General features: G+C 70.7%; 19 protein-coding genes. 8 read left to right on the top strand and 11 right to left on the bottom strand.

What is annotated here, in order from left to right; all coding sequences use genetic code 11:
* Window positions 1–124: 124 nt before the first annotated feature.
* Both ACVKXF_RS11535 and ACVKXF_RS11540 read right to left on the bottom strand, forming a co-directional pair.
* Window positions 125–2,149, bottom strand: coding sequence for a M3 family metallopeptidase (locus ACVKXF_RS11535; protein WP_456795788.1), 2,025 nt, complete (start codon window positions 2,147–2,149; stop codon window positions 125–127).
* A gap of 176 nt (window positions 2,150–2,325) precedes the next feature.
* A complete protein-coding gene (locus ACVKXF_RS11540) occupies window positions 2,326–2,919 on the bottom strand; it encodes a TetR/AcrR family transcriptional regulator (RefSeq protein ID WP_396290597.1) in 594 nt (197 codons plus the stop codon).
* Between the two features lie 121 nt (window positions 2,920–3,040).
* Between ACVKXF_RS11540 and ACVKXF_RS11545 the strand changes: the two genes are divergently transcribed.
* Window positions 3,041–3,880 carry an alpha/beta fold hydrolase gene (locus ACVKXF_RS11545; protein WP_456795789.1) on the top strand — a complete coding sequence of 280 codons (840 nt, stop codon included), beginning with the start codon at window positions 3,041–3,043 and terminating at the stop codon, window positions 3,878–3,880.
* A 127-nt stretch (window positions 3,881–4,007) separates the two neighbouring features.
* On the opposite strand, the gene ACVKXF_RS11550 is transcribed toward ACVKXF_RS11545, so the two are convergent.
* Complete coding sequence (locus tag ACVKXF_RS11550; protein WP_123313465.1) at window positions 4,008–4,259, bottom strand: hypothetical protein; 252 nt, start codon at window positions 4,257–4,259, stop codon at window positions 4,008–4,010.
* Between the two features lie 65 nt (window positions 4,260–4,324).
* Complete coding sequence (gene valS, locus ACVKXF_RS11555; RefSeq protein ID WP_456795790.1) at window positions 4,325–6,919, bottom strand: valine--tRNA ligase; 2,595 nt, start codon at window positions 6,917–6,919, stop codon at window positions 4,325–4,327.
* A gap of 266 nt (window positions 6,920–7,185) precedes the next feature.
* Here valS and proP point away from each other — a divergent pair, with 266 nt between their 5' ends.
* A complete protein-coding gene (proP, locus tag ACVKXF_RS11560) occupies window positions 7,186–8,772 on the top strand; it encodes a glycine betaine/L-proline transporter ProP (RefSeq protein WP_260233110.1) in 1,587 nt (528 codons plus the stop codon).
* Between the two features lie 102 nt (window positions 8,773–8,874).
* Here proP and ACVKXF_RS11565 read toward each other — a convergent pair whose 3' ends face one another.
* From ACVKXF_RS11565 to ACVKXF_RS11580, 4 genes are read right to left on the bottom strand one after another with little or no spacing between them, the layout of a single operon-like run.
* Window positions 8,875–10,605, bottom strand: a complete 1,731-nt coding sequence (locus tag ACVKXF_RS11565) for an ATP-binding cassette domain-containing protein (RefSeq protein WP_456795791.1) — start codon at window positions 10,603–10,605, stop codon at window positions 8,875–8,877.
* Window positions 10,602–11,501: an ABC transporter permease gene (locus ACVKXF_RS11570; protein WP_456795792.1), complete on the bottom strand. Its 900-nt coding sequence runs from the start codon at window positions 11,499–11,501 to the stop codon at window positions 10,602–10,604. Before ACVKXF_RS11570 ends, ACVKXF_RS11565 begins: the two co-directional genes overlap by 4 nt.
* On the bottom strand, window positions 11,498–12,505 hold the full coding sequence (locus ACVKXF_RS11575; RefSeq protein ID WP_456795793.1) for an ABC transporter permease: 1,008 nt from the start codon (window positions 12,503–12,505) through the stop codon (window positions 11,498–11,500). The genes ACVKXF_RS11570 and ACVKXF_RS11575 overlap by 4 nt, the downstream gene beginning before the upstream one ends.
* Window positions 12,506–12,510: 5 nt before the next feature.
* Window positions 12,511–14,130, bottom strand: coding sequence for an ABC transporter substrate-binding protein (locus tag ACVKXF_RS11580; protein ID WP_123313469.1), 1,620 nt, complete (start codon window positions 14,128–14,130; stop codon window positions 12,511–12,513).
* 32 nt (window positions 14,131–14,162) lie between these two features.
* Between ACVKXF_RS11580 and ACVKXF_RS11585 the strand changes: the two genes are divergently transcribed.
* On the top strand, window positions 14,163–14,888 hold the full coding sequence (locus ACVKXF_RS11585) for an acyl-CoA-like ligand-binding transcription factor (RefSeq protein WP_456795794.1): 726 nt from the start codon (window positions 14,163–14,165) through the stop codon (window positions 14,886–14,888).
* Here the strand turns inward: ACVKXF_RS11585 and ACVKXF_RS11590 are convergent.
* Window positions 14,774–15,808, bottom strand: coding sequence for a cation diffusion facilitator family transporter (locus tag ACVKXF_RS11590; protein WP_456795795.1), 1,035 nt, complete (start codon window positions 15,806–15,808; stop codon window positions 14,774–14,776). The two genes, ACVKXF_RS11585 and ACVKXF_RS11590, sit on opposite strands and share 115 nt — an antisense overlap.
* Window positions 15,809–16,057: 249 nt before the next feature.
* On the opposite strand from ACVKXF_RS11590, the gene ileS reads away from it, so the two are divergent.
* The 5 genes from ileS to ACVKXF_RS11615 are packed head-to-tail and all read left to right on the top strand — an operon-like array spanning window position 16,058 to window position 22,524.
* Window positions 16,058–19,327 (top strand): isoleucine--tRNA ligase, encoded by a 3,270-nt coding sequence (gene ileS / locus ACVKXF_RS11595; RefSeq protein ID WP_456795796.1) that lies wholly within the window; start codon window positions 16,058–16,060, stop codon window positions 19,325–19,327.
* Window positions 19,324–20,790, top strand: coding sequence for a bifunctional folylpolyglutamate synthase/dihydrofolate synthase (locus ACVKXF_RS11600; RefSeq protein WP_456795797.1), 1,467 nt, complete (start codon window positions 19,324–19,326; stop codon window positions 20,788–20,790). The genes ileS and ACVKXF_RS11600 overlap by 4 nt, the downstream gene beginning before the upstream one ends.
* Window positions 20,787–21,203: a DUF4233 domain-containing protein gene (locus ACVKXF_RS11605; RefSeq protein WP_123313473.1), complete on the top strand. Its 417-nt coding sequence runs from the start codon at window positions 20,787–20,789 to the stop codon at window positions 21,201–21,203. The genes ACVKXF_RS11600 and ACVKXF_RS11605 overlap by 4 nt, the downstream gene beginning before the upstream one ends.
* Before the next feature lie 38 nt (window positions 21,204–21,241).
* Complete coding sequence (gene ndk / locus ACVKXF_RS11610) at window positions 21,242–21,661, top strand: nucleoside-diphosphate kinase (RefSeq protein WP_111084529.1); 420 nt, start codon at window positions 21,242–21,244, stop codon at window positions 21,659–21,661.
* Between the two features lie 14 nt (window positions 21,662–21,675).
* Window positions 21,676–22,524 (top strand): DsbA family protein, encoded by an 849-nt coding sequence (locus ACVKXF_RS11615; RefSeq protein ID WP_456795798.1) that lies wholly within the window; start codon window positions 21,676–21,678, stop codon window positions 22,522–22,524.
* Window positions 22,525–22,598: 74 nt separating this feature from the next.
* Here the strand turns inward: ACVKXF_RS11615 and ACVKXF_RS11620 are convergent, their stop codons facing one another.
* Together ACVKXF_RS11620 and ACVKXF_RS11625 are read right to left on the bottom strand one after the other, a co-directional pair.
* Window positions 22,599–23,450, bottom strand: a complete 852-nt coding sequence (locus tag ACVKXF_RS11620; RefSeq protein ID WP_456795799.1) for a DsbA family protein — start codon at window positions 23,448–23,450, stop codon at window positions 22,599–22,601.
* A gap of 144 nt (window positions 23,451–23,594) precedes the next feature.
* Window positions 23,595–24,197 (bottom strand): vitamin K epoxide reductase family protein, encoded by a 603-nt coding sequence (locus ACVKXF_RS11625; protein ID WP_456795800.1) that lies wholly within the window; start codon window positions 24,195–24,197, stop codon window positions 23,595–23,597.
* Window positions 24,198–24,430: the final 233 nt, after the last annotated feature.

Consider the following 24,430-nt stretch of genomic DNA (forward strand, 5'->3'; position numbering starts at 1 on the left):
ATGACGGCTGCGTTGGAGGGTGAGATCGGGCGTACCTGGTCGAAAGTTCCGACCAGGTATGCCCGATTCGAGGCGGTACGCCCGGAAGCGCCCGCCCCGCCCCGCGCGGCGCCCGCGCGGGGCCCTACTCCAGCCCGCGGCGCCGCAGCAGCGGCCCGACCTCGGCGTCACGGCCGCGGAAGTCGCGGTACGCCTCGAGCGGGTCCTTCGCTCCGCCGACACCCAACAGCCGCGTTGCGAACCGACGGCCGGCGTCCCGGGAGAGCCCGCCGTTCTCACGGAACCACTCGACGGTGTCGGCGTCGAGCACCTCGGACCAGATGTACCCGTAGTACCCGGCGTCGTACCCGCCTGAGAACGTGTGCGCGAAGTACGTCGACGAGTACCGCGGCGGGACGGCCTCGACGGCGATCCCGGCCGACTCGAGTGCCGAACCCTCGAAGTCCTCGACGGACGTCACCGCCGCGGCCTCCGCGGCGGAGAGGCGGTGCCACGCCTGGTCGAGCAGTGCTGCGGCCAGGTACTCGGTCGTGCCGAAGCCCTCGTTGAAGCCCTCGGACTCGCTCAGGCCCAGGACGAGCTCGGGCGGCAGCGGGGCACCGGTCTCGTGGTGCTTGGCGTAGTTCGCCAGGACCGACGGCCACGACACCCACATCTCGTTCACCTGGCTCGGGAACTCGACGAAGTCGCGTTCGACGTTCGTGCCGGAGAAGCGGGGGTAGGTGGTTCGGGCGATGAGGCCGTGCAGCGCGTGGCCGAACTCGTGGAAGAGCGTCTCGACCTCGTCCTGGATGAGCAGCGTCGGCGACCCGGGTGCCGGCTTCGCGACGTTGAGGTTGTTCACCACGACGGGCAGCGTGCCGAGCAGCTCGGACTGCTCGACGACGGGGTTCATCCAGGCACCGCCGCGCTTGCCGTCGCGCGTGTACAGGTCGAGCAGGTAGAGCCCGACGGGCTCGTCGTCGTCGCCGGTGACCTCGAAGACACGGACCTCGTCGTTGTAGCCGTGCAGGTCCGGACGCTCGGTGAACGTCAGGCCGTACAGTGCTCCGGCAGCGTGGAAGACGCCGTCGTGCAGGACCCGGTCGGCCTCGAAGTAGGGCCGGAGCGCGGAGCTGTCCGCGGCGAACTGCTCCCCGCGCAGGATCTCGGTGGCGTACGCCCAGTCCCACGACTCGATGTCGTACCCGACGGTGCGGGACCGGACGGCTCGTTCGTCGTCGGCGTTCCGTGCCGCGGCGCCGACGAGCGACGACAGCAGCCCGTCGACGGCCTCGGGGGTCTTGGCGGTCTCGTCGGCGGTGACGACGGCGGCGTGGTTCGGGAACCCGAGCAGTTCGGCACGCTCGGCCCGGAGTCGCACGATGCGCAGCAGCACCTCGCGGTTGTCGTACTGGTTCCCGCGGCGACCGCGGGCGAGCGAGGCGCGCATGATCCGCTCGCGCAGATCGCGGTTCGCCAGCGACGGCAGCCACGGGTGTCCGGTGTAGAGCGGCAGCGTGATGAGCCACCCCTCGAGCCCGCGGTCGGCGGCGGATCCGGCGGCGGCGGACTTCGCACCGTCGTCGAGGCCCTCGAGCTCGGCCTCGTCGGTCACGTGCACGGCGGAGTCGTTGGTGTCCTCGAGCAGGTTGCGCTCGAAGGTGGTGGTGAGCGTCGACAACTCCTGGTTGATCGCGGTCAGGCGCTCCTTGCCGGCGTCGTCGAGTCCGGCGCCCGCCAGGGTCATCTCGGCGTGGGTGCGCTCGACCAGTCGGAGCGCTTCGCCCTCGAGCCCGGCCGCTTCGGCGCCGTCGAGCACGGACTGCACCCGGGCGTAGAGCCGCGAGTCCAGCGTGATGGCGTCGCGGTGGGCGGCGAGCAGCGGCGAGATCTCGGCTTCGAGGTCGTGCAGCTCCGGCGTCGAGTCCGCCGACGACAGCGTGAAGAACACGTGGCTGACGCGGGTCAGCAACTGCCCGGAGCGCTCGAGGGCGATGAGGGTGTTCTCGACCGTCGGTGCGTGCGGATCGGTGGCGATGGCCTCGACCTCGGCGCGCTGCTCGGCCATGCCGGCCTCGAAGGCCGGCCGGTAGTGCTCGAGTCGCACGTCGCCGAAGGGCGGCAGCGCGTAGGGGAGGGTGCTCGGGACGTCGAACGGAGTTGCCATGGTCACCACCCTACGGACGTCGCGCCGGGACGGGACGGACGGGAGGCCCGTGGCGGCCCGGCCCCGCGCCTCCCGTCCGCCCTGTGGGTGCGTTCCTTCCCATCGCGACCGGTCTGGAAAGCGGAATCGGGCGTACCGGATCAGAAGAAACGACCCAGTACGCCCGAAGCGACCAGCTAGGCGCGGGACGGCCCCGTCGCGGCGTCGATCAGCGTGGAAGCCGCACGGCGGGCGTGCGCGGCGGGCACCGTGGTGCCGGCGATGGCGGCCGTGGTCTGCGCGCCCTCGGCCAGCAGCGCGAGCTGGGCGGCGAGCTCCTCGGCACGCTCCGGATCGGTGACGACCTCGGCGGTGAGCTCCTGCACGAACCGCTGGAACGAGTCCTTGTGCTCGCGGGCGATCTCGGCGACCGCGGGCGACGTGGCCCCGAGCTCCCCGAAGGCGTTGATGAAGCCGCACCCGCGGAAGGTGTCGTCCCCGAACCACGACTCGAGGAAGTCGTACACGGCGAGCAGTTTGTCGCGCGGGGTGGTGGCGGCCTCGACCGCACCGTGCACGCCGCGCTCCCACAGGTCGTGCCGCCCGGACAGGACTGCCGCGATGAGCTGCTCCTTGCCGGGGAAGGCCGCGTAGAGCTTCTTCAGCGAGACGCCGGCGCCGGTGCGGATCTCGTCCATGCCGACCGACTGGATGCCGCGCGCGTAGAACAACTGGTCCGCGACGTCCACGATGTGGGCGCGGACATCCGGTTCGACGGTGCTGGTTGCCATGACGTACCCCGTTCGCTGTGTGTTCACCGTTCCCGAGTTGCGCCGGGAACGATCGTTCTCTAGTGTAATCCACATCGGCGGAGAACGATCGTTCTCCGCGATACTCAGGGAAGGAACGATCATGGGTGCCATCACCGTCGGAACCGAGAACAGCGTCGACATCGAACTCCACTACGAGGACAAGGGGACCGGGCAGCCGATCGTGCTGATCCACGGCTTCCCCCTCGACGGCAACTCGTGGGAGGGCCAGACCCCGGCCCTGCTCGAGGCCGGCTACCGCGTGATCACGTACGACCGCCGCGGCTTCGGGCAGTCCTCGCAGCCGAGCACCGGCTACGACTACGACACCTTCGCCGACGACCTGCACACGGTCCTCGAGACCCTCGACCTGCGCGACGTGATCCTGGTCGGCTTCTCGATGGGTACCGGCGAGATCGCCCGCTACATCGGCCGCCACGGACAGGACCGGATCGCCAAGGTCGCGTTCCTCGCCTCGCTCGAGCCGTTCCTGGCCATCACCGAGGACAACCCGGACGGTGCCGGCCCGATGTCGTTCTTCGAGGGCATCGCCGCCGACGTCGAGAAGGACCGGTACGCGTACTTCACGAACTTCTACCAGGACTTCTTCAACCTGTCGGAGAACCTCGGCTCGCGCATCTCGGAAGAGGCCGTCCGCAACGCCTGGAACGTCGCCGCCGGTTCCGGTGCGATCGCGTCCGCCGCAGCACCGCTGACCTGGCCGACGGACTTCCGCCAGGACATCCCGAAGGTCACCGTCCCGGCACTCATCGTGCACGGTACGGCGGACAACATCCTGCCGATCGACGCCACCGGTCGCCGCTTCACCAAAGCCCTGCCGGCCGCGAAGTACGTCGAGATCGAGGGCGCCCCGCACGGCCTGCTCACCACGCACACCGCTGAGGTGAACGAGGTCCTGCTCACCTGGCTCGCCGAGTCCTGATCCCTCGGCGATCACGCGGGTGCCTCACGGTCCCCGCATCGTGAGCAGGAATGGTCGGGTCCCCACCAGGGACCCGACCATTTCTGCTCACCAAGCGAACCGCAGACCGCGGACTGCGGACCGCGCGCTAGTCCTCTTCAGCCGCGTCGTCGGGGTTCGTGACCTGTGCGTGCCCGGCATCGTCGAGGTGGATCGAGGTGCCGTCGTCGAGCTCGACGATCGGCTTGCCCTCCAAGAACGTCAGGGTCCAGCCCCACGCCCCGGTGTCGACCGACTCCGCAGCGAGCTCGTCCTCGACCCCGCGCACGGCGACGACCATCGCCTCGGGCAGTCGCGCAGGTGGTTCCGCACCCACGCCCCATCGTGTGCCCAACTGCATCCGTGCCTCCTGTCCGGTGGTGGACGGGCCGGGTCGCCGACGCGACCCGGCCCGGACGGCCGACCTTACGCCTGCTGCTCCGCGAGCTCGATCTCGGTGACCGCGAGCTCGTCACCGTCGACGAACGACAGGTTCTCGATGCGGCCGACGGCCGCCAGGTCGACCGCCGCGCGCTCGATGAGCACCCGCGTCTCGGTCGGCGCTGCGACCACGGCGCGCGTCACGGGCGTCTTCTGGGACGCCTTCGCCGCCGTCTTCGCGCCGCGGATCCCGATCAACGCCTGCCCGACGGCCGCGAGCAGCCCGGTGGGGGCCGCGTCGGTCGGCAGATCGGCAGCGGTCGGCCAGGAGGCCCGGTGCACGCTCGTCTCGTGGGTCCAGGCCCACACTTCCTCCGTCGCGTACGGGAGGAACGGTGCCAGCAGCCGGAGCAGCACGTCGATCGCGCCGCGCAGCGCCAGGACCGCGCTCGCCTGGGTCTCGTGCGTCGCGTCGGCCGCCGTGCCGTAGGCACGCTCCTTCACGAGCTCGAGGTAGTCGTCGCAGAAGGTCCAGAAGAACCGCTCCACGATCTCGAGCGCACGGGCGTGGTCGAACCCGTCGAACGCGGCGGTGGCCTGCTCGACGACCGCGCCGAGCTCGGCGAGCATGTCGACGTCGAGTGCCTCGGTCACGTCGCTCGCGCCCTCCGGCAGCGGGAAGCCGTAGACGAACTTCGCCGCGTTCAGGACCTTGATCGCCAGACGACGACCGACCTTGATCTGCTTCGGGTTCTGCGGGTCGAACGCCGCATCGGTGCCGAGCTTCGACGACGCCGCCCAGTAGCGGACCGCGTCGGCGCCGTGCTGCTCGAGGATCGACAGCGGCGTGACGACGTTGCCCTTCGACTTCGACATCTTCTTGCGGTCGGGGTCGACGATGAAGCCGGAGATGCTCGCGTGCTTCCACGGCACGGTGTCCGCTTCGAGCTGGCTGCGGAGCACCGTCGTGAAGAGCCACGTGCGGATGATGTCCTGCGCCTGCGGGCGGACGTCGTACGGGTACACCAGGTCGTAGAGTGCCGGGTCGGTCTCCCACTTGCCCGCGAGCTGCGGGGTGAGCGACGAGGTGGCCCAGGTGTCCATGACATCCAGCTCGCCCTGGAACCCGCCGGCGACGCCGCGCTGGTCCTCGGAGTAGCCCGGCGCCGGGTCGGACGACGGGTCGACGGGGAGCTGCGCCTCGGTCGGGACGATCGGCTGGTCGAACACCGGGTTGCCGTCGGCGTCGAGCGGGTACCAGACCGGGATCGGCACACCGAAGAACCGCTGGCGCGAGATGAGCCAGTCGCCGGACAGGCCACCGACCCAGTTGTCGTACCGGACGCGCATGAAGTCCGGGTGGAACGCGATCTCCTCGCCGCGGGCGCGGAGCGTCGCCTTCAGGGCTTCGTCGCGGGCGCCGTTGACGATGTACCACTGGCGGGTCGAGACGATCTCGAGGGGCTTGTCGCCCTTCTCGAAGAACTTCACCGGGTGGTTGATCGTCTTGACGTCGCCGACGAGCTCGCCGGACTCGGTCAGGGCGTCGACGACGACCTTCTTGGCCGAGAACACGGTCTTGCCGGCCATCTCGGCGTAGAGCGCCTTGCCCTGCTCGCTCTCGATCCACGCGGGCTCGTCGGAGCGGACACGGCCGTCGAAGCCGAGGATCGCGCGGTTCGGCAGCTGCAGCTCGCGCCACCACACGACGTCGGTGGTGTCGCCGAAGGTGCAGACCATCGCGATGCCGGCGCCCTTGTCCTTCTGTGCCAGGTGGTGCGCCAGCACCGGGACCTCGACGTCGAACAGGGGGGAGCGGACCGTGGTGCCGAACAGGTCCTGGAACCGCTCGTCGTCCGGGTGCGCGACGAGGGCGACGCACGCCGGCAGCAGCTCGGGGCGGGTCGTCTGGATCACGACGTCGTCGCCGCCGTCCGCACGGTGGAACGCGATGCCGTGGTAGGCGCCGGGCATCTCCTTGTCCTCGAGCTCGGCCTGCGCGACCGCGGTGCGGAACGTGACGTCCCACAGGGTCGGGGCGTCGGCCTGGTAGGCCTCGCCGCGCTCGAGGTTGCGGAGGAAGGCACGCTGGGCGCTCGCCCGCGAGGTCTCGTCGATGGTGCGGTACGACTGCGTCCAGTCCACCGACAGCCCGAGGGTGCGGAAGAGCTCCTCGAACTGCTGCTCGTCCTGCACGGTCAGCTGGTCGCACAGCTCGATGAAGTTGCGGCGCGAGATCGGCAGCTGGTCGGCGGCCTTCGACGACTTGCCGTCGCCGCCCTCGAACGGCGGCGTGAAGTCGGGGTCGTAGGGCAGGGTCGGGTCGCAGCGGACGCCGTAGTAGTTCTGCACGCGTCGCTCGGTCGGCAGGCCGTTGTCGTCCCAGCCCATCGGGTAGAACACGTGCTTGCCCCGCATGCGCTCGAACCGCGCCTTGAGGTCGGTGTGCGTGTACGAGAACACGTGGCCGATGTGCAGCGACCCGGAGGCGGTCGGCGGCGGGGTGTCGATCGAGTACACGGCGTCGCGGTGGCCGGCGGCGTCACGGTCGAAGCGGTACGTGCCGTCCTGCTCCCAGACCGGCCCCCAGACCTGCTCGAGTCCGTCGACGCTGGGCTTCTCGGGCATGGGCTTGGTCATGGCTGCGCCTTCCGTACGTGTGTGCGGCACCGAGTCCGTGATGAGGTGCCTGAGTGTCCCCGCGCGATGCGAGGTGTCCCAATCGTAGCGGGCGGGGCCGACGCCGCTCGCGGGCGGTCGGAGCGGTGATTACCACACGGACCTGTCGGACACGCCGGACACCTGGTAGTCTGTCGGAGTTTGTCCGGCGAGCGCGGGTTCGCAGGAACTGCACCGTTGCCGTCCGCCGGACGCCCGAAGGACGCACCGCACACCGGAGGAACGACTTGGCACCGAACGACGCACCCCACCCGCACGGCGATCGGCCGTTGCCGCACGGCGACCGACCGCTGCGCTCGAAGGGCGCTGCGAAGCGCGCTCGGCGCAAGCTCACGAAGGACGACGTCACCGTCGTCGAGGAGTCGCTGCTCAAGCGCGCCGTGGCGGCCGCCGCCCTCGGCAACGCGATGGAGTGGTTCGACTTCGGCATCTTCGCGTACCTGACCGTCACGATCTCGCAGGTCTTCCTGCCGCAGGGCGACCCGGCCGCGAACATCGTCGCGACCTTCGGGTTCTTCGCCGCGGCGTTCATCGTCCGACCGATCGGTGGCGCCGTGTTCGGCCCGATCGGCGACAAGATCGGTCGGCAGAAGGTCCTCGCACTGACGATGATCCTGATGGCCGCCGGCACGCTGATGATCGGCCTGATCCCGTCGTACGACTCGATCGGCTTCTGGGCTCCGGTCCTGCTGCTCGTGGCGCGCTTCGTGCAGGGCTTCTCGACCGGTGGTGAGTACGGCGGCGCCGCGACCTTCATCGCCGAGTACTCGCCCGACAAGCGCCGCGGGTTCATGGGTTCGTGGCTCGAGTTCGGCACCCTCGCCGGCTACGTGCTCGGTGCGTCGATCGTCACCGGCCTGCAGTTCGGCCTGTCCGAGGACGCCCTGCTCAGCTGGGGCTGGCGCATCCCGTTCATCATCGCGGGCCCGCTCGGTCTGATCGGGCTCTACCTGCGCCTCAAGCTGGAGGAGACGCCGGCCTTCCAGAAGCAGCAGGAGCAGGCCGCCGAGCGCGAGGGGCAGAAGACGCCGTTCCTCAAGCTCTTCGCCGAGAACTGGCGCTCGCTCATCATCTGCATCGGCCTGGTCCTGGTCTTCAACGTGACCGACTACATGCTGCTGTCGTACATGCCGACCTACCTCGAGCAGAACCTCGGCCAGAACGCCACGTTCGGCCTCATCCTGATCGTCGTCGTGATGCTGCTCATGATGGTCGTCATCACCTTTGGTGGCCGGCTGTCCGACAAGTTCGGCCGTCGTCCGGTGCTCGCTGCCGGCTGCATCGGCTTCATCCTGCTGTCCTGGCCGGCGCTCAAGCTCGTCCAGACCGGCACGGGCGTCGGGGTGTTCTCCGGCCTGCTGATCCTCGGTGTCGTGCTCGTCACGTTCACCTCGACCATGCCGTCGACGCTGCCCGCGCTGTTCCCGACGATCATCCGCTACGGCGCCCTCGCCATCGCGTTCAACGTGTCCGTCTCGCTGTTCGGTGGGACGACCCCGCTCGCGACGTCCGCGCTCATCAACGCCGCGAAGGACGCCGGCTACGGCTGGGCCGAGGACATCCCGGCCTTCTACCTGATGCTGGCCGCCGTCATCGGGCTCGTCGCGGTGTACTTCACGAAGGAGACCGCGGCCACGCCGCTCATGGGCTCCGGTCCGACGGTCGGTTCCGAGGACGAGGTCGCCGGCGTGATCGACGACTACAACGACCCGAACTCGGAGTTCGCGCAGTCCGACTGGGCGAAGGAGTTCGCGACGAGTGAGATCCCGATCATCTCGGGTGACACGCCGAAGAAGGAGTCCGCGGACTCCTGACCCCGGTCAGACCCGCCCTGGAGGCCCGGTGCACGTCCGTCACGGACGCGCACCGGGCCTCCGGTCACGTCCAGGGCCGTGGTGCGGCCCCGAGACTCGGCGTCAGCGACCCGACTCGGGGCCTGCGGCCCGAGTCGGGTCGCCCTGCGCGAGACTCGGGCCTGCTGCCAGCCGCTCCGCGGCGTGCAGCAGGTGCGCGGTCACCGGGTGCGCCGGGCGCGCGAACACCGTCGCGGCGGGGCCGTGCTCGACGACCGCGCCCTCGTGCACGACGAGCACGTCGTCCGCCATCCGCCGGACCGCCAGCAGGTCGTGCGACACGAACACCATCGCGACCCCGGTGTCGTCGCGGAGCCGTTCGAGCAGGGTGAGCACGGCGTCCTGCACGGTGGCGTCGAGGGCGGTCACCGGCTCGTCGAGGACGATCACCTCGGGGTCGGTCGCCAGCGCCCGGGCGATCGCCAGGCGCTGCCGTTGCCCGCCGGACAGCGTGCGCGGGGAGCGCGGTCGGAGCGCCGGGTCGAGGTCGACCTGCCGCAGGGCTGCGTCCACCCGGGCGGCGAGCGGACCCTGGGCACGTCGAGCGCCGCCCCGCGAGAACGCGTCGGCGAGGACCCGCTCGACCGACCACCGCTCGTCGAAGGTGGCTCCGGGGTCCTGCACGACGGCCGACACCCGGTGTCGCCGAGGGCGTCGGTCGTGCTCGGGGAGCGGCACCCACGGTTCGCCGTCGAGTCCGACGGTGCCGGCGTCGGGTGTCTCGAGCCCGAGCAGCACGCGCGCGAGGGTCGTCTTGCCCGACCCCGAGGCGCCGATCACGCCGAGCACCCGTCCGCGGTCGAGTCCGAACGACACGTCGTCGACCGCGCGGACGCCGTCGAAGTCGCGCGCGAGGCCCTCGGCGACGAGGACGCCCCTCGCACCGTGCGAGGTTGCGCGCTGGGTGCCGCGGTCGCCGGTCGGCGCACGGTGCGTGGTGGTGCGCTCGGTGCGAGGTTGCCCGCTCGGTGCGTCGTCAGAGGACTGCACGGAGCCATCAACCTCGCACCGGTCGACCAGATCGGCACCGTGCGAGGCAGCGCGCACCAGGGCCTGCGTCGCGGCGTGCTGCGGATCCTGCAACACCGAGGCGACCGGACCCTGCTCGACGATCCGCCCCTCGTGCATGACGGCCACGCGGTCGGCCCACCCCGCGACGAGCCCGAGGTCGTGTGTGATCACGAGCAGCCCCGCCCCGCGCTGCTGCGCCGCCCGCAGTTGTTCCATCACGGTGACCGCGACCCCGGCGTCCAGTGCGGTCGTGGGTTCGTCGGCGACCACGAGCGCGGGCGACCCGATGGTGGCCGCGGCGATGAGGGCCCGCTGCCGCATCCCGCCCGACAGCGTGCCGGCGAGTCGGCCGTCGGTCGCGATGTCCGGATCGAGGCCGACCGCTCGCAGGGCATCGCGCACGGCGTCCACGCGCTCGGCCGCACCCATCTCGGTGTGCAGGCGGAGGCTGTCGGCGACCTCGCGCCCGACCGGTCGCAGCGGGTCCAACGCGCCCAGGGCCTCCTGGCCGACGTAGCCGACCCGCGACCCGCGCACCTGGCGCCACCGCCGGTCGGAGAACGCCCGGACGTCGAGACCGGCGACGGTGAAGGCGTCGGCGCGGACGGCGGAGCCGGGCGCGGACAGGCCGAGTGCGGCGCGCGCGGTGACGGTCTTGCCGGAGCCGGATGCGCCGACCAGCGCGACGCACTCGCCGGCGTCCACCCGCAGGGCGACGTCGTGCACGATCGGCGTGCCCGCGATGGCGACGTGCAGCCCCTGGACCTCGAGGACGGTGGTCATCGGACGACTCCTGTTCGGCGGATCGCGCGACCGAGCACGGTGACGGCGGTCGCGAGCACCACGATGGCGAGTCCGGGGAAGGTGCTCATCCACGGCGCGGTCTGCAGGTAGGTCCGGCCGTCGGCGAGCATCGCGCCCCACTCCGGAGCCGGGGGCGGTGTGCCGACGCCGAGGTAGCTCAGTGCCGAGGCCCAGACGATCGCCTGACCGACGCCGAGCGTGGCGACGGCGACGACGGGCCAGAGTGCGGTCGGCAGGACGTGCCGGACCACGATGCGGACGGGGGAGCGACCGAGCAGCACCGCCGTCTCGACCACCTGCGACGACCGGGCGGCACGGACCAGTCCACGGACGATGCGGGCGTAGCCGGGGGCGGTGGCGAAGCCGACGGCGAGCACGGCGGGGACCGGGCCGGGTCCGGTGACCGCGATCACCACCAGGGCGACGAGCAGCAGCGGCAGGGCGAACGCCACCTCGGTCACGCGGCCGATCACGGCGTCGAGCAGGCGGCCGAGCCGTCCCGCCCCGGCACCGAGCCCGGCGACGACGCCGAGCAGGACGCCCACTCCGCCCCCGATCAGGGTCGCGGCGACGCCCACGACGAGCGATGCGCGGGTCCCCGCGACCACCCGTGCCAGGACGTCGCGACCGGACTCGTCGGTGCCGAACGGGTGGACGCCGCTCGGGGCGGCCAGGGCGTCCGTGGGGTGCACCGCGAGCGGGTCGCCGCCGCCGAGCAGCGCCGGCCAGGCCGCCGCCACGACGGCGACGAGGACGACCACCGCCGCGGCGGTGCCGCCGACGCCGAGCGTCCCCCCACGGACGCGCTCGGTGCCGGCGGCGGTCTGGCGGCCGGGCGCTCCGGTCTGGAGGCCCGGGTCGGCGATCCCGCTCACCGCGCGTCCGCCGGTCGGCCGGGTCCACGGCGTCGCGCGGTGCCGCCGCGTGCGCCGCCGTTCCGCGCACCACGACTCGCCGACGTGCGCGGGTCGACGACGCGCTCGACCAGGTCGGCGACGGCCAGCACCACGACGTACGCGGCTGCGGACACCAGCGCGATCCCGGCGACGAGCGGCATGTCCCGCTGCGTGACGGCGGTCACGAGGGCGCGGCCGATGCCGGGCAGGGCGAAGACGGACTCGACGACCACGGCCCCGGACACCAGCGATCCGAAGGCCCAGGCGGACAGGGCGATCCCGGGCAGCGCCGCGTGGCGGAGCAGGTGCCGGGAGAACAGCCCGAGGCGGGTCTCGCCACGGCCACGGGCGGCGAGCGCGAAGGCGGACCGTTGCGCGTCGACGACCCCGTCGCGGACGGTCTCGGCCAGGTACCCGGCGACCGGGACGGCCACCGTCAGCACCGGGAGCACCCAGCCGCGGGCAGTGCCGTCGCTCACCGCGGGCACCCAGCCGAGGGCGCTCGCGAACACCACGATGAGCACGCTGCCGAGCCAGAAGTGCGGCATCACGCTCGCGGTGACACTCAACGCGCTCGTCAGTCCGGCCGCGAACCGGCCGCGCTGCGTCGACCACCAGGCCGCGACGATCGCCAGGACCCACGCGACGACGAGCCCGGCCACCGCCAGGGTCAGCGTGACCGGGAGCTGCTGGCCGAGCAGGGTGGCGACGGGGGTGCGGAAGGCGTAGGAGTCACCGAGCTGCAGGGTGGCGAGGCGACCGAGGAACACCGCGTACTGCACGAGCACGGGCTGGTCGAGGCCGTACTCGTGGCGGACCCGGGCGACGGCCTCGGCGGAGGCCTGCGAACCCGGACCCCCGAGGATCGCGAGTGCGGGGTCGCCGGGGATGAGCCGGATCGCGCCGAAGACGATCGTCGCGACGGCCCAGAGCACACCGATGCCCCCGGCGAGCCGCCGGACGGCCCACCAGACCCATCGCATCCGTGTCAGCGGTCGATCCAGGCGGTGCCGAACCAGGGCGTCGAGACGGAGGTCGTCTGGATGCCGTGCACGGCCGAGCGCACCAGGAAGTGGTTCTGCTGGTCGTACAGGGGGAGCACGGTGTCGCTCGCGAGGATCGCCTTCTGGGCCTGCTCGTACAGGTCGGCGCGCTCGTCGGCGTCCGAGGTGCGGGCCGCCTGCTCGAGCAGGGTGTCGAGCGCGGGGTCGTCGAGCTGGGCCAGGTTCGCGAAGTAGCCGGACGGTGCGGGTTCGATGCTCGCGCTGTCGTACAGGATGCGCAGGACGTCGGGGCCGACCTTCGTGTACGGGGCGCTGACCACGTCGTACTCGTTCGCCGCGAGGGCCGCGTACCAGCTGGACAGGTCGAGCTCGTCCAGCACGACCTTGAACCCGACGGCCTTCTCGGACGCCTGGATCTGCTGGAACAGGCTGCGCTCGGCCGGCACCGACTGGTTCGTCGACACCGGGAACGTCACGGTGAGCTGCTGGCCGTCCTTCTGCCGGATGCCGTCCGACCCGACCGTCCAGCCGGCGTCGTCGAGCAGCTGCTTTGCCTTGGTGGGGGAGTAGTCGAACCGGCTCTTCTCCGAGTACGCCAGGGGCTCGGCGCTCGAGAGCACCGAGTACGAGCGCTTCGCGGTACCGAGGAACAGCGACTGCAGGCCCGGGTCGATCTCCGCGCCGGCGATGAAGGCCTGGCGCACGGCCTCGTCGCGGAACACCCCGTGCCCGGAGTTCAGCTCGAGACGGTTCGAGGCGCCGGGGCGTGGGGCGTCGAGGTCACGGATCGCGCCCTTCGCCGACGCGGCCTTGAGCTGGTCGGGCTGCGCGTTGTCGATGACGTCGACCTGGCCGGACTGCAGCGCGGCGTAGCGCGAGGTGGAGTCGGGCAGGAACCGCCACGTGATGCCGGACAGGCGCGGCTTCGTCTTCCCCCAGTAGTCGGTGTTCTTCGTCAGGGTGACGCGGTCGCCGTGCTTCCAGCCGGTCACTTCGAAGGGCCCGGTGCCGACGGGGGACTCGCAGTTCGTCGCCTGCTTGCGCTCGAGTGCCTTCGGGGACTCCATGCCGACCCAGGGCTGCGAGAACGACTCGAGCAGCGCGCTGTCCGGACGGCTCAGCGAGAGCGTCACGGTGTGGTCGTCGGTGGCGGTCGCCTTCGTGATCGACTGCAGCGCGAGGTAGCCGGTGCTCGACGCGGTGGCCGGGTCCTGCACGTGCTCGATGTTCGCCACGACGGCGGCGGCGTCGAACGGGGTGCCGTCGGTGAAGGTGACGTCGTCGCGCAGCGTGAAGGTGAGGGTCTTGCCGTCGTCGCTCGTGGTCCACTTCGTCGCGAGCTCGGGCGTCGGCTCGCCGTCCTCGAGCCCGACGAGCTCCTCGATGTACTGCGTCGCCAGGAGCGCCTGCGGGTAGTTGCCGCCGACGTGCGGGTCGAGGCAGGTGGGCTCGGCGTCGCCGGACGCGTACGTCAGGGTCCCGCCGCTCACCGGCTTGCTGCTCGTGGTGCTCGTCCCCGCGCCGCTGCAGGCGGCGAGGACGAGGACGACGGCGGTGGCGCTCGCGACGGCGGCGACGGTTTTCTGTACTGAGTCCAAGATCATGGCTGGACGAGTCTAGCGGTTTACTGGGGCCCATGGACGAACCGATCCGCCGCGGTGGGCGGCCCCGACGCTCGAGCGCCGAGGTCCTCGCGGACGCCGCTGCCGAGCTGTTCCTCGAGCAGGGGTACGGACGCACCACGGTCGACCAGATCGCCGTGCGTGCCGGGGTCAGCCGAGCGACGTTCTTCAACTACTTCACGGCGAAGTCCGACGTCATGTGGCTCGAGCTCGACGCCGCGGTGGCGGGGCTGCCCGGGTACCTGGCGTCCTCGACCGAGGCGAGTGCGGTGCGTGCGGTGGAGCAGGCCCTGCTCGCCGCGGCCCGGGACCACGACCCCGAGCGGGTGCCGTGGGCGGTCGCGCAGGCCGAGGTGATGGGCATCGGATCCGAGCTCGTCGCCGGCGTCGCCGTCCGGGTGATGGCGCAGCACGGGGCCGTCGCCGCCTTCGTGGCGGGGCGCACGGGGGAGCAGCCGGGGTCGCTCTGGCCGCAGACCGTGTCGGGGGCGATGCTCGGTGCCGCCGCGGCGGCGTTCGGGGTGTGGGTCGCCGACGGTGTGGCGCGCCGGCCGCTCGTCGAGTACGTCGCCGCCGCGTTGACGCCGGTGGTCGCGGGCCTCGACGCGCGCCGACGCGCGGACGCTCACTCCGTGCGCAGGGTCCCCGCACCGCCGGACGCCACGTCCTCCACGGTGCCGTCCCGCACGACCTCGGGTACGTCGTCGTCGGTCGGCACCAGGGACTCGTCACCCGGGTAGCTCAGGGTGAGGACGGCCTCCTCGATGTAGGGGCTGTCCTCGAGCGACTTCTCGACGTCGCGCAACCGCACCGCGACGTGCTCCTCGTTCTCGTTGCCGGTCAGGTCGACGGCGGCGACGAGGTACACCCGCGACGGTCCGACGAACTCCAGGTGCAGGTAAGTGACGCGTTCGACCTGCGAGCGGCCGAGCAGCTCGACGAGCACGGCGTTCTCGAGCTCCGGCGACGTGCTCTCGCCGAGCAGGAAGCGGCGGTTGCGGTCGATGAGGACGATCGCCACGACGCCGAGCAGCACGCCGATCGCGATGGACCCGATCGCGTCGAAGACCGCCAGGCCGGTGACCTGGTGCAGGAACACCCCGAGGAACGCGACGACGAGGCCGATGAGCGCGGCGGCGTCCTCGGCGAACACGGCTCGCAGCGTCGGGTTCGAGGACTGCAGCACGTGGCGCAGCACCGGCACCTTGCGCTTCGTCGCGGCACCGTGCGCCTGGCGGTACGCCTGCAGGAAGCTCGTGCCCTCGAGGCAGAACGACAGCGCCAGCACGATGTAGTTGAGCAGGACGTCCTCGGCCGGGCCGGTGTCCCCGAGCTCCGAGATGCCGTGGTAGATCGACACGATGGCGCCGGCGGTGAACAGGCCGAACGCGGCGAACATCGACCAGATGTACGTCTCGCGCCCGTAGCCGAGCGGGTGTGCGGTGTCGCGCTTCCGCGCGCCCCGTCGTTCGGCGACGAGCAGGAAGACCTCGTTGCCGGTGTCCGCCCACGAGTGTGCCGCCTCGGCCACCATCGATGCCGAGCCCGAGAGGAGCGATGCGATGGTCTTCGCGATCGCCACGAGCAGGTTCGCGCCGAAGGCGATGATGACGGTGAGGGAGGACTCCGGGCGTTCGCCGGAGGCAGAGTCGTCGGGCATCCCTCCAGCATGCTCCCGTCCGCTAAACTCGTGTCACACGAGCGTCGATCCGGCCATCACCGGGGAGCTCCCGGAAGAACGCGGTCCGCGCGAGCGGCTCGTCAGTAGAACCGGGCGGACCGGGCCGCGCCGAACCCGAACACGAGCGGTCGCGTCGCGCCGAACAGCGCGCCGCGGCAAGCGAGGTGGTACCGCGGAGTCCGCTCCGTCCTCGTGGTCCGAGAACCGGCAACCCACAGGAGCCCCGCGGTGCGCTACCCCTTGAACCGTCCCGACGAGCACGACGGCGCCGCAGGCGTCGTCCCCTCGCCGTCCTTCCCCGCCGTCGAGCGGGGGATCCTCGCCTTCTGGAAGCGCGACGACACGTTCCAGGCGTCCATCGACCAGCGCCAGGGCTGCGACGAGTGGACCTTCTACGACGGCCCCCCGTTCGCGAACGGCCTGCCGCACTACGGCCACCTGCTGACCGGGTACGCGAAGGACGTCTTCCCGCGCTACCAGACCATGCGCGGCAAGCAGGTGCACCGCCGCTTCGGCTGGGACACCCACGGCCTGCCCGCCGAGCTCGAGGCGATGCGCCAGCTCGGCATCACCGAGAAGCACGAGATCGACGCCATGGGCATCGACGTGTTCAACGCCGCCGCCAAGAAGTCCGTCCTGCAGTACACCGACGAGTGGCAGCAGTACGTCACCCGCCAGGCGCGCTGGGTCGACTTCGAGGACGACTACAAGACGCTCGACACCACGTTCATGGAGAGCGTGCTGTGGGCGTGGAAGCAGCTCTGGGACAAGGGCCTGGCGTACGAGGGCTTCCGGGTCCTGCCGTACTGCTGGAACGACCAGACGCCGCTGTCGAACCACGAGCTGCGCATGGACGACGACGTCTACAAGATGCGCCAGGACCAGTCCGTCACGGTGTCGTTCCCGCTGCACGGCGACCGCGCTGCCGCGCTCGACCTGACGGGTGTCCGCGCGCTCGCCTGGACGACGACCCCCTGGACGCTGCCGACGAACGCCGCGTTGGCCGTCGGGCCTGCGGTCTCGTACGTGGTGCTGCCGGCCGGACCGGGAGGCGCGGCTGACGGTGCCGACGCCGGTTCCGTCCACTACCTGCTGGCTTCGGACACCGTGGCCGCCTACGCGAAGGACCTCGGCTACGAGAGCGCCGAGGACGCCGCTGCCGCGGTCGTCCGCACCCTGACGGGCGCGGAGCTCGACGGCGTGGAGTACGAGCGCCTGTTCGACTTCCTGGCCGATGCCGAGGGCATGGAGCACGCCTGGCGCATCCTGGTCGCCGACTACGTCGAGACCGGCGAGGGCACCGGCATCGTGCACCAGGCGCCGGCCTACGGCGCCGACGACCAGGAGGTCTGCGCCGCAGCCGGTATCCCCGTCGTGCTGTCGCTGGACGAGGGCGGGGTGTTCACCTCGCAGTTCGGCGAGGTCGCCGGCATGCTCTGGTCCGACGCGAACAAGCCGCTCACCAAGGCCGTGCGCGACGCCGGACGCCTGCTCCGCCAGGCGTCCTACGAGCACAGCTACCCGCACTGCTGGCGCTGCCGGAAGCCCCTCATCTACAAGGCCGTGTCGTCGTGGTTCGTCCGGGTCACGGAGCTCCGCGACCGCATGGGCCAGCTGAACCAGGACATCAACTGGGTGCCGGACAACGTCAAGGACGGCCAGTTCGGCAAGTGGGTCGGCAACGCCATCGACTGGTCGGTCTCGCGCAACCGCTACTTCGGTACGCCGATCCCGGTGTGGCAGTCGGACGACCCCGAGTACCCCCGCACCGACGTGTACGGCTCGCTCGCCGACATCGAACGCGACTTCGGTCGCCTGCCGCTGAACGCCGACGGCGAGGTCGACCTGCACCGCCCGTTCATCGACGACCTGACCCGTCCGAACCCCGACGACCCCACGGGGAACTCGACGATGCGCCGGATCACCGACGTGTTCGACGTCTGGTTCGACTCCGGGTCGATGCCGTACGCCCAGGTGCACTACCCGTTCGAGAACCGCGAGTGGTTCGAGTCGCACAACCCCGCCGACTTCATCGTCGAGTACATCGGGCAGACCCGTGGCTGGTTCTACGTCATGCACGTGCTGTCCACGGCGCTGTTCGACCGGCCGGCCTTCAAGAACGTCATCAGCCACGGCATCGTCCTCGGCTCGGACGGCCAGAAGATGTCGAAGTCGCTGCGGAACTACCCGGACGTCTCCGAGGTGTTCGACCGCGACGGTGCCGATGCCATGCGCTGGTTCCTGATGTCCTCGTCGGTGATCCGCGGCGGCAACCTCGTCGTCACCGAGGAAGGCATCCGCCAGGGCGTCCGCGAGTTCATGCTCCCGCTGTGGTCGACGTACTACTTCTTCACCCTGTACGCGAACGCCTCCGGGCCGGACGGCTACCAGGCCACCCGCCGGACGGACAGCACCGACGTGCTCGACCGCTACCTGCTCGCGAAGACCCGGGTGCTCGTGTCCGACGTGCAGCAGCACCTCGACGCGCTCGACACCCCGCTCGCGGCGCAGGCCGTCCGCGACTTCGCCGACGTGCTGACGAACTGGTACGTCCGCCGGTCGCGCGACAAGTTCTGGACCGGAGCCGACGGCGTGGCAGCGGACGACGCCCGTGCCGCGTTCGACACGCTGTACACCGTGCTCGAGACCCTGACCCGTGTGGCGGCCCCGCTCGCCCCGCTCGTCACCGAGGAGATCTGGAAGGGCCTGACCGGCGGTCGGAGTGTGCACCTGACGGACTTCCCGGACGCGGCCGAGTTCCCCGCCGACGACGCCCTCGTCGCGGCGATGGACCGCGTGCGCGACGTCGCCTCGAAGGGCCTCGCGCTCCGCAAGGCGACCGGCAAGCGCGTCCGGCTGCCGCTCGCCACGCTCACCCTCGTGGTGCCGGACCCGGCGGCGGTCGAACCGTTCGCCGACATCCTGCGCGACGAGCTGAACGTCAAGCGGGTCGTGCTCGAGGCGCAGGCCGAGGAATCCCTGGCGCAGTACGGCATCGAGCGGAAGCTCACCGTCAACGCCCGTGTCGCCGGTCCCCGGATCGGCAAGCAGGTGCAGCAGGTGATCCCGGCCGCCAAGAAGGGCGACTGGACCGCGACCGAGTCCGGCGTCACCGTCGGCGGTGTCGACCTGGTCGAGGGGGAGTACACGCTCGACCTCACCGTCGCCGACCCGTCGGTCGCCGTGGCGTTCCTCGACGAGGGCGGTTTCGTGGTGCTCGACACCGTGACCACGCCCGAGCTCGAGGCCGAGGGGCTCGCCCGCGACGTCGTCCGCGCCGTCCAGCAGGCACGACGCGACGCCGACCTGGACGTCAGCGACCGCATCGTCCTCACCCTCGGGGTCGACGAGGCCGCCGACGCGTCGGTGCGCACTCACCAGCAGCTCATCGCGGGGGAGACCCTGGCGACGAGCGTCGAGATCGTGCCCCTCGGGGCAGGCGCCACCACCGATGTCGGTGACGGCGCGAAGGTGACCGTGGAGGTGTCACGCGCATGAGCGACGACGACCAGTACGACGAGCACGACCAGCACGACCAGCACGACGAGGACGGCATCCGGATCCCGGTGGGTCCGTCCGGTGACGCCCCGGTAGAGGCCGTGCCGTACGGCGGTGACGACGACGAGGTCAAGCGCGTCGAGGCCGCCCTGTACGCCCGGATCGGCGAGCAGTCGCCCGAGCACCGCCTGACCGCGACCCGTCGCGCCGTCGAGCTGCTGGGCGACCCGCACCTGGCGTACCCGGTGATCCACATCACCGGCACGAACGGCAAGACCTCGACGGCTCGGACGACCGAGAGCATCGTCCGCGCGCACGGTCTGCGCACCGGCCTGATGACGAGCCCGCACCTGGTGTCGATCCGGGAGCGCATCGTCATCGACGGTCAGCCGATCGCCGCCGAGCGGTTCGTCGAGAACTGGGACGACATCGCCCCGGTCCTCGAGCTGACCGACCAGGAGCTCACCGACAGGGGCGAGCTCCCGCTCACCTTCTTCGAGGCACTGACCGTGCTGGCCCTGGCCTGCTTCGCCGAGGCCCCGGTCGACGTCGCCGTGATCGAGGTCGGCATGGGCGGCGAGTGGGACTCCACGAACGTCGTGCAGAGCCAGGTCGCGGTGTTCACCCCGATCGCCATCGACCACGCGAAGCAGCTCGGCAGCACCGTGGCGGAGATCGCTCGCACCAAGTCCGGGATCATCAAGCCGTCGTCCGCCGTGGTGTCGAGCGAGCAGGTCCCCGAGGCCCTCGTCGAACTCGAGCGGGCCGCCGAGCTGACCGAGTCGACCCTGGCCGTCGAGGGCGCCGGATTCAGCGTCGTGGACGTCACCCCGGCCGTGGGCGGTCAGCTCATCACCGTGCAGGGGATCGCCGGCCGCTACGACGACCTGTTCCTGCCGCTGTTCGGCCGGCACCAGGCGCACAACGCGGCCGTCGCGATCGCCGCTGTCGAGTCGTTCCTCGGTCGGGGCACCCAGGCGCTCGACGAGGACGTCCTGTCCGAGGGCCTCGCCGGTGCCACGAGCCCCGGCCGCCTGCAGCCGATCGCCACCGAGCCGACCGTCGTGGTCGACGCGGCGCACAACCCGCACGGCGCCAAGGCCCTGGCCGAGGCCCTGCCGGTGGCGTTCCCGTCCGAGCACGTCGTCGGCGTCGTGGGGATCCTCGGCGACAAGGACGCCCGCGGGTTCGTCCGCGCGCTGAAGGGCACCGTCGAGACCTTCGTCGTCACGCAGCCGCCGGGGGACCGTGCGCTCGACGCGGACGCCTTCGCGAAGGTCGTCGTGGACGAGATCGGCGCGGACCGTGTCGTCGTCGAACCGTCGCTGGCCGCCGCGCTGCAGCAGGCACGCGACCTGGCGGACGAGGCGGACGCCGAGGACGCCCTCGTGCTCGTCGCGGGCTCCATCGTGATGGTGGGTGCGGTCATGGACCTGGTCCACCGGGAAGGCGAGACGAAGTGACGGACGCACCACGTGCCTCCCGGCCGGGGCGTCCACCGCGCACCCGGAAGCCGCGACGCGACCGCGGGGCACAGGAGAGCCTGCTGTCGATCGCGCTCGTGCTCGAGGCGATCATGTTCTTCTTCCCGATGCTCGTCGTGTTCGGCAAGGGGACCCTGCCGCCGGCCCTGGCGTTCGGCGGCGGCATCGGTGCGATGGTCGTGCTGGCACTGGCCTCACGCCTGACCGGCAACCCCGCCGGTGTATGGTTCGGGTGGCTGCTGCAGGCGGCCATCCTCGCCACCGGGTTCATCGAACCGTTCATGTTCGCGGTCGCCGTGGTGTTCCTGGCGCTGTGGGTCTTCTGCTTCGTCAAGGGCGGTCAGCTCGACCGTCAGAACGCCGCGCGCCGGGCCGCCATGGGCGAGGACTGACCACCCCTCCGATCCCGCGAACACACTAGGAGTACTGCGTGTCCGACCTCGAAGAGACCCTCGTCCTCGTCAAGCCCGACGGCGTCGCCCGCCAGCTCACCGGTGAGATCCTCCGCCGCATCGAGTCGAAGGGCTACGAGATCGTCGACCTGAAGATGCTCACCGCGCCGCGCGACCTGCTGGACGCGCACTACGAGGAGCACCAGGGCAAGCCGTTCTTCGAGCCGCTCGTCGAGTTCATGCAGTCCGGTCCGGTCGTCGCCGTGCGCGTCGCCGGCAACGGCGTGATCGCCGGCTTCCGGTCGCTCGCCGGCACCACCGACCCGACCAGCGCCGCACCCGGGACCATCCGTGGCGACCTCGGTCGCGACTGGGGTCTCAAGGTGCAGCAGAACCTGGTGCACGGATCCGACAGCACCGAGTCGTCGGCGCGCGAGCTCGCGCTCTGGTTCGCCTGAGCGACGGGGAGAGCATGACGAACAACGACCGACCCACCAAGAACGAACGTCGTCAGCACGCGCGCGAGGTCTCGCGACAGCGCGCCGACGCCGAGAAGCGCCGCAAGCGCCGCAACAAGTGGTTCCTGCAGGGCGGCATCGGCCTGGGGATCATCGCGATCGCCGCGATCATCACGCTCGTCGTGGTGAACGTGAACAACGCGCCCGCCGTGTCCGCTGCCGGGCCGAAGAACATGGCCACCGGTGCGATCCAGTTCACCGGCGAGGGCGGCGAGGTCACCCCGGTGACCACGAAGGCCGTCACCGCGAAGGGCACCCCGTCGGCGGTCCCGACGTCGAACACCGACGGCGCCGTGGCGGTCACCGAGTACGTCGACTGGGCCTGCCCGGTCTGCAAGCAGTTCGAGGCCGCCTACGCCGACCAGATCCTGGACAAGGTGAAGTCGGGCGACGCGACGCTGGCCATCCAGCCGGTGTCGATCCTCGACCGCAGCTACCAGAGCTCGCGCTACGCCAGCCGGGCCGCGAACGCCGCGATGTGCGTCGCGAACTACGCGCCGGACAAGTTCCTGGACGTCCAGACGCAGTTCTTCGACAACCAGCCCGCCGAAGGCACCTCGGGCCTGACGAACGCCGAGATCGCGAAGCTCGTCAAGGCCGGGGGCGCGACCGGGTCGAACGTCTCCGAGTGCCTGTCGACCGAGCAGTTCAAGGGCTGGGTGACCAAGTCCACGAAGCTCGTCACCGCGGACGAGGCACTGCAGGGCACGCAGGGCTTCGGCACGCCGACCGTGGTCGTGAACGGCAAGCGCCTGGACAACCTCAGCACGGTCATCACCGCGATCGACGCCGCGGCGAAGTAGCGCCACCCGCACGAGCGAAGGCCCCCGCTTCCATCCGGAAGCGGGGGCCTTCGCTCGTGTCGGGCGCCTTCGGGTCAGGCGGCGCCACCGTTCTGCTCGACGAAGGACGCGAAGGCGTCGGTGTCGGTCAGGGAGCCGGTGAACTGCTTCCCGTTCACGATGATCGTGGGGGTGCTCGTCACCTTGTCGAGCGACGAGTTCGGGATCGGGTCGTTCATCACCCGGTTCGTGGCGTCGGCGACCCACCCGGCGAAGTGCTGCCCGGTGATGCACGAGGCGACCTTGCTGCTCGTCGCGCCGGCCTTCTTCGCCAGGGACGCCAGCTCGTCGTTCGTGAGCCCCTTGGTGCTCTCGGACGGCTGGTTCTCGTAGAGCGACGTGTTGTAGGCCAGGAAGGCGTCCGGGTCGTCGTTCGCGACACAGGCGGCCGCTGCCGCGGAGCGCGTCGAGTACTTCGACCCGAGGGACACTCGGTCGAGCAGGTTGAACGGGTGTAGTTCGAGGGTCGCCGAGCCGTCCTCGACCCATTGCTGGATCTGGTCCATCTGCGCCGTCTCGAACTGGTTGCAGTACGGGCACATGTAGTCCGAGTACACGGTGATGTTCGCCACCGAGTCGTCCTGCTTCGTCGCCGTCGGGGTGCCGCCGTCGGGCGTCGCCTTCGTCTCGACGGGCACGATCTTGCCGCTCTGGCCGGTGAACAGGATGCCGTCGCTCGCCATGTTGCGCGGCCCCGGCCCGGCGGGTTGCACCGAGTTCGCGATCACCAGGACGACCACGGCGACGACCGCCAGGCTGCCGACGATGATGCCGCTGATGCCGAGCGTCTTGTTGCGGCGGCGTCGCGCCCGTTCCTTCACCCGGGCTTCGCGCGCGCGCTCTCGGGCGGCGTCGCGACGGACCTTCTTGCTCTCGTTCTCGCTCATCGAGATCGAGCGTAGGTGCTGCCCGGACGCCGATCGGGCGTCCTGCCTGGGAAGCGCCCAGGAATTCGGTGACGCGTCATCGACACGTCATCGACACGTCATCGAGGCGTCATCGTCGCCGCATCGGGAACGTCCAGCAGTGGATCAGAAGACCGTGAGGATGGTCGGGAACTTGATGATGATCGTCACGATGATGAACAGGTAGTTCGCCAGCGGGAACGCCCAGCAGAAGGGGAGCAGCACCCGGCCGACGCGCTGGGTCTTCGCACCGAAGCGACCCTGCGCGGCGTTCCAGATCGTGAACACCCAGAACATCGGGATCGTCATCGACCACACGAGCATGCACCAGGGGCAGAGCGCGCCGATGAACCACACGGTCTGGGTGAAGAGCCACGTCACGAAGACCCACGCCAGGAACACGCCGGCGTTGAACGCGATCCAGAACCACCGCGAACCGTTCCGGAAGCCCGCGAGCATCAGCGCGGCGACGGCGATCGGCGCGACGAAGCCCATCACGCCGAGCAGCGGGTTCGGGAACCCGAACAGGTGGCCCTGCCAACTGGCCATGACGTCCGAGCAGCTGATGAACGGGTTCACGTCGCACGACAGCACGGTGTCCGGGTCTGCGTACTTCTTGAACTCGTCGAGCACCAGGGAGAACGACCCGAAGAGGCCGACGAACCCGGTGATCAAGAGGAAGACGGCCATCGCGACCGGACGACGGGGGGCAGGCGCTGACGTGCTCACGCCGTCATCATCGCACGCGGGTTCCGGTCCTTTCCGGGAGCGGCGTGCGATACTGGCCGGAGGTCGTGCGGGCAACCGCAGACCGAAGAGAGCTTTCCGGGCGGTGCCCCACGGGGCAGTGTCCGGACGATCAGGTGCGGTGAGAGCGCACCGTGGTCGGGACAGCGTCACTCCGACGCCGAGCCGACCCGGGCCGGGTGCCCGGACCGGAACGGCCGCGGACGCAACGAGAA

It is taken from the genome of Curtobacterium sp. PvP017, from assembly GCF_054060195.1.

What these genes read in the sequence shown, in the direction of transcription:
- ACVKXF_RS11590 (WP_456795795.1), bottom strand. Translation starts at nt 15,808, where the DNA reads ATGCCCGACGACTCTGCCTCCGGCGAACGCCCGGAGTCCTCCCTCACC.
- ACVKXF_RS11600 (WP_456795797.1), top strand. Translation starts at nt 19,324, where the DNA reads ATGAGCGACGACGACCAGTACGACGAGCACGACCAGCACGACCAGCAC.
- ACVKXF_RS11620 (WP_456795799.1), bottom strand. Translation starts at nt 23,450, where the DNA reads ATGAGCGAGAACGAGAGCAAGAAGGTCCGTCGCGACGCCGCCCGAGAG.
- ACVKXF_RS11580 (WP_123313469.1), bottom strand. Translation starts at nt 14,130, where the DNA reads ATGATCTTGGACTCAGTACAGAAAACCGTCGCCGCCGTCGCGAGCGCC.
- ACVKXF_RS11585 (WP_456795794.1), top strand. Translation starts at nt 14,163, where the DNA reads ATGGACGAACCGATCCGCCGCGGTGGGCGGCCCCGACGCTCGAGCGCC.
- ACVKXF_RS11565 (WP_456795791.1), bottom strand. Translation starts at nt 10,605, where the DNA reads ATGACCACCGTCCTCGAGGTCCAGGGGCTGCACGTCGCCATCGCGGGC.
- ACVKXF_RS11575 (WP_456795793.1), bottom strand. Translation starts at nt 12,505, where the DNA reads ATGCGATGGGTCTGGTGGGCCGTCCGGCGGCTCGCCGGGGGCATCGGT.
- ACVKXF_RS11535 (WP_456795788.1), bottom strand. Translation starts at nt 2,149, where the DNA reads ATGGCAACTCCGTTCGACGTCCCGAGCACCCTCCCCTACGCGCTGCCG.
- ACVKXF_RS11540 (WP_396290597.1), bottom strand. Translation starts at nt 2,919, where the DNA reads ATGGCAACCAGCACCGTCGAACCGGATGTCCGCGCCCACATCGTGGAC.
- ACVKXF_RS11615 (WP_456795798.1), top strand. Translation starts at nt 21,676, where the DNA reads ATGACGAACAACGACCGACCCACCAAGAACGAACGTCGTCAGCACGCG.
- ACVKXF_RS11550 (WP_123313465.1), bottom strand. Translation starts at nt 4,259, where the DNA reads ATGCAGTTGGGCACACGATGGGGCGTGGGTGCGGAACCACCTGCGCGA.
- valS (WP_456795790.1), bottom strand. Translation starts at nt 6,919, where the DNA reads ATGACCAAGCCCATGCCCGAGAAGCCCAGCGTCGACGGACTCGAGCAG.
- ACVKXF_RS11545 (WP_456795789.1), top strand. Translation starts at nt 3,041, where the DNA reads ATGGGTGCCATCACCGTCGGAACCGAGAACAGCGTCGACATCGAACTC.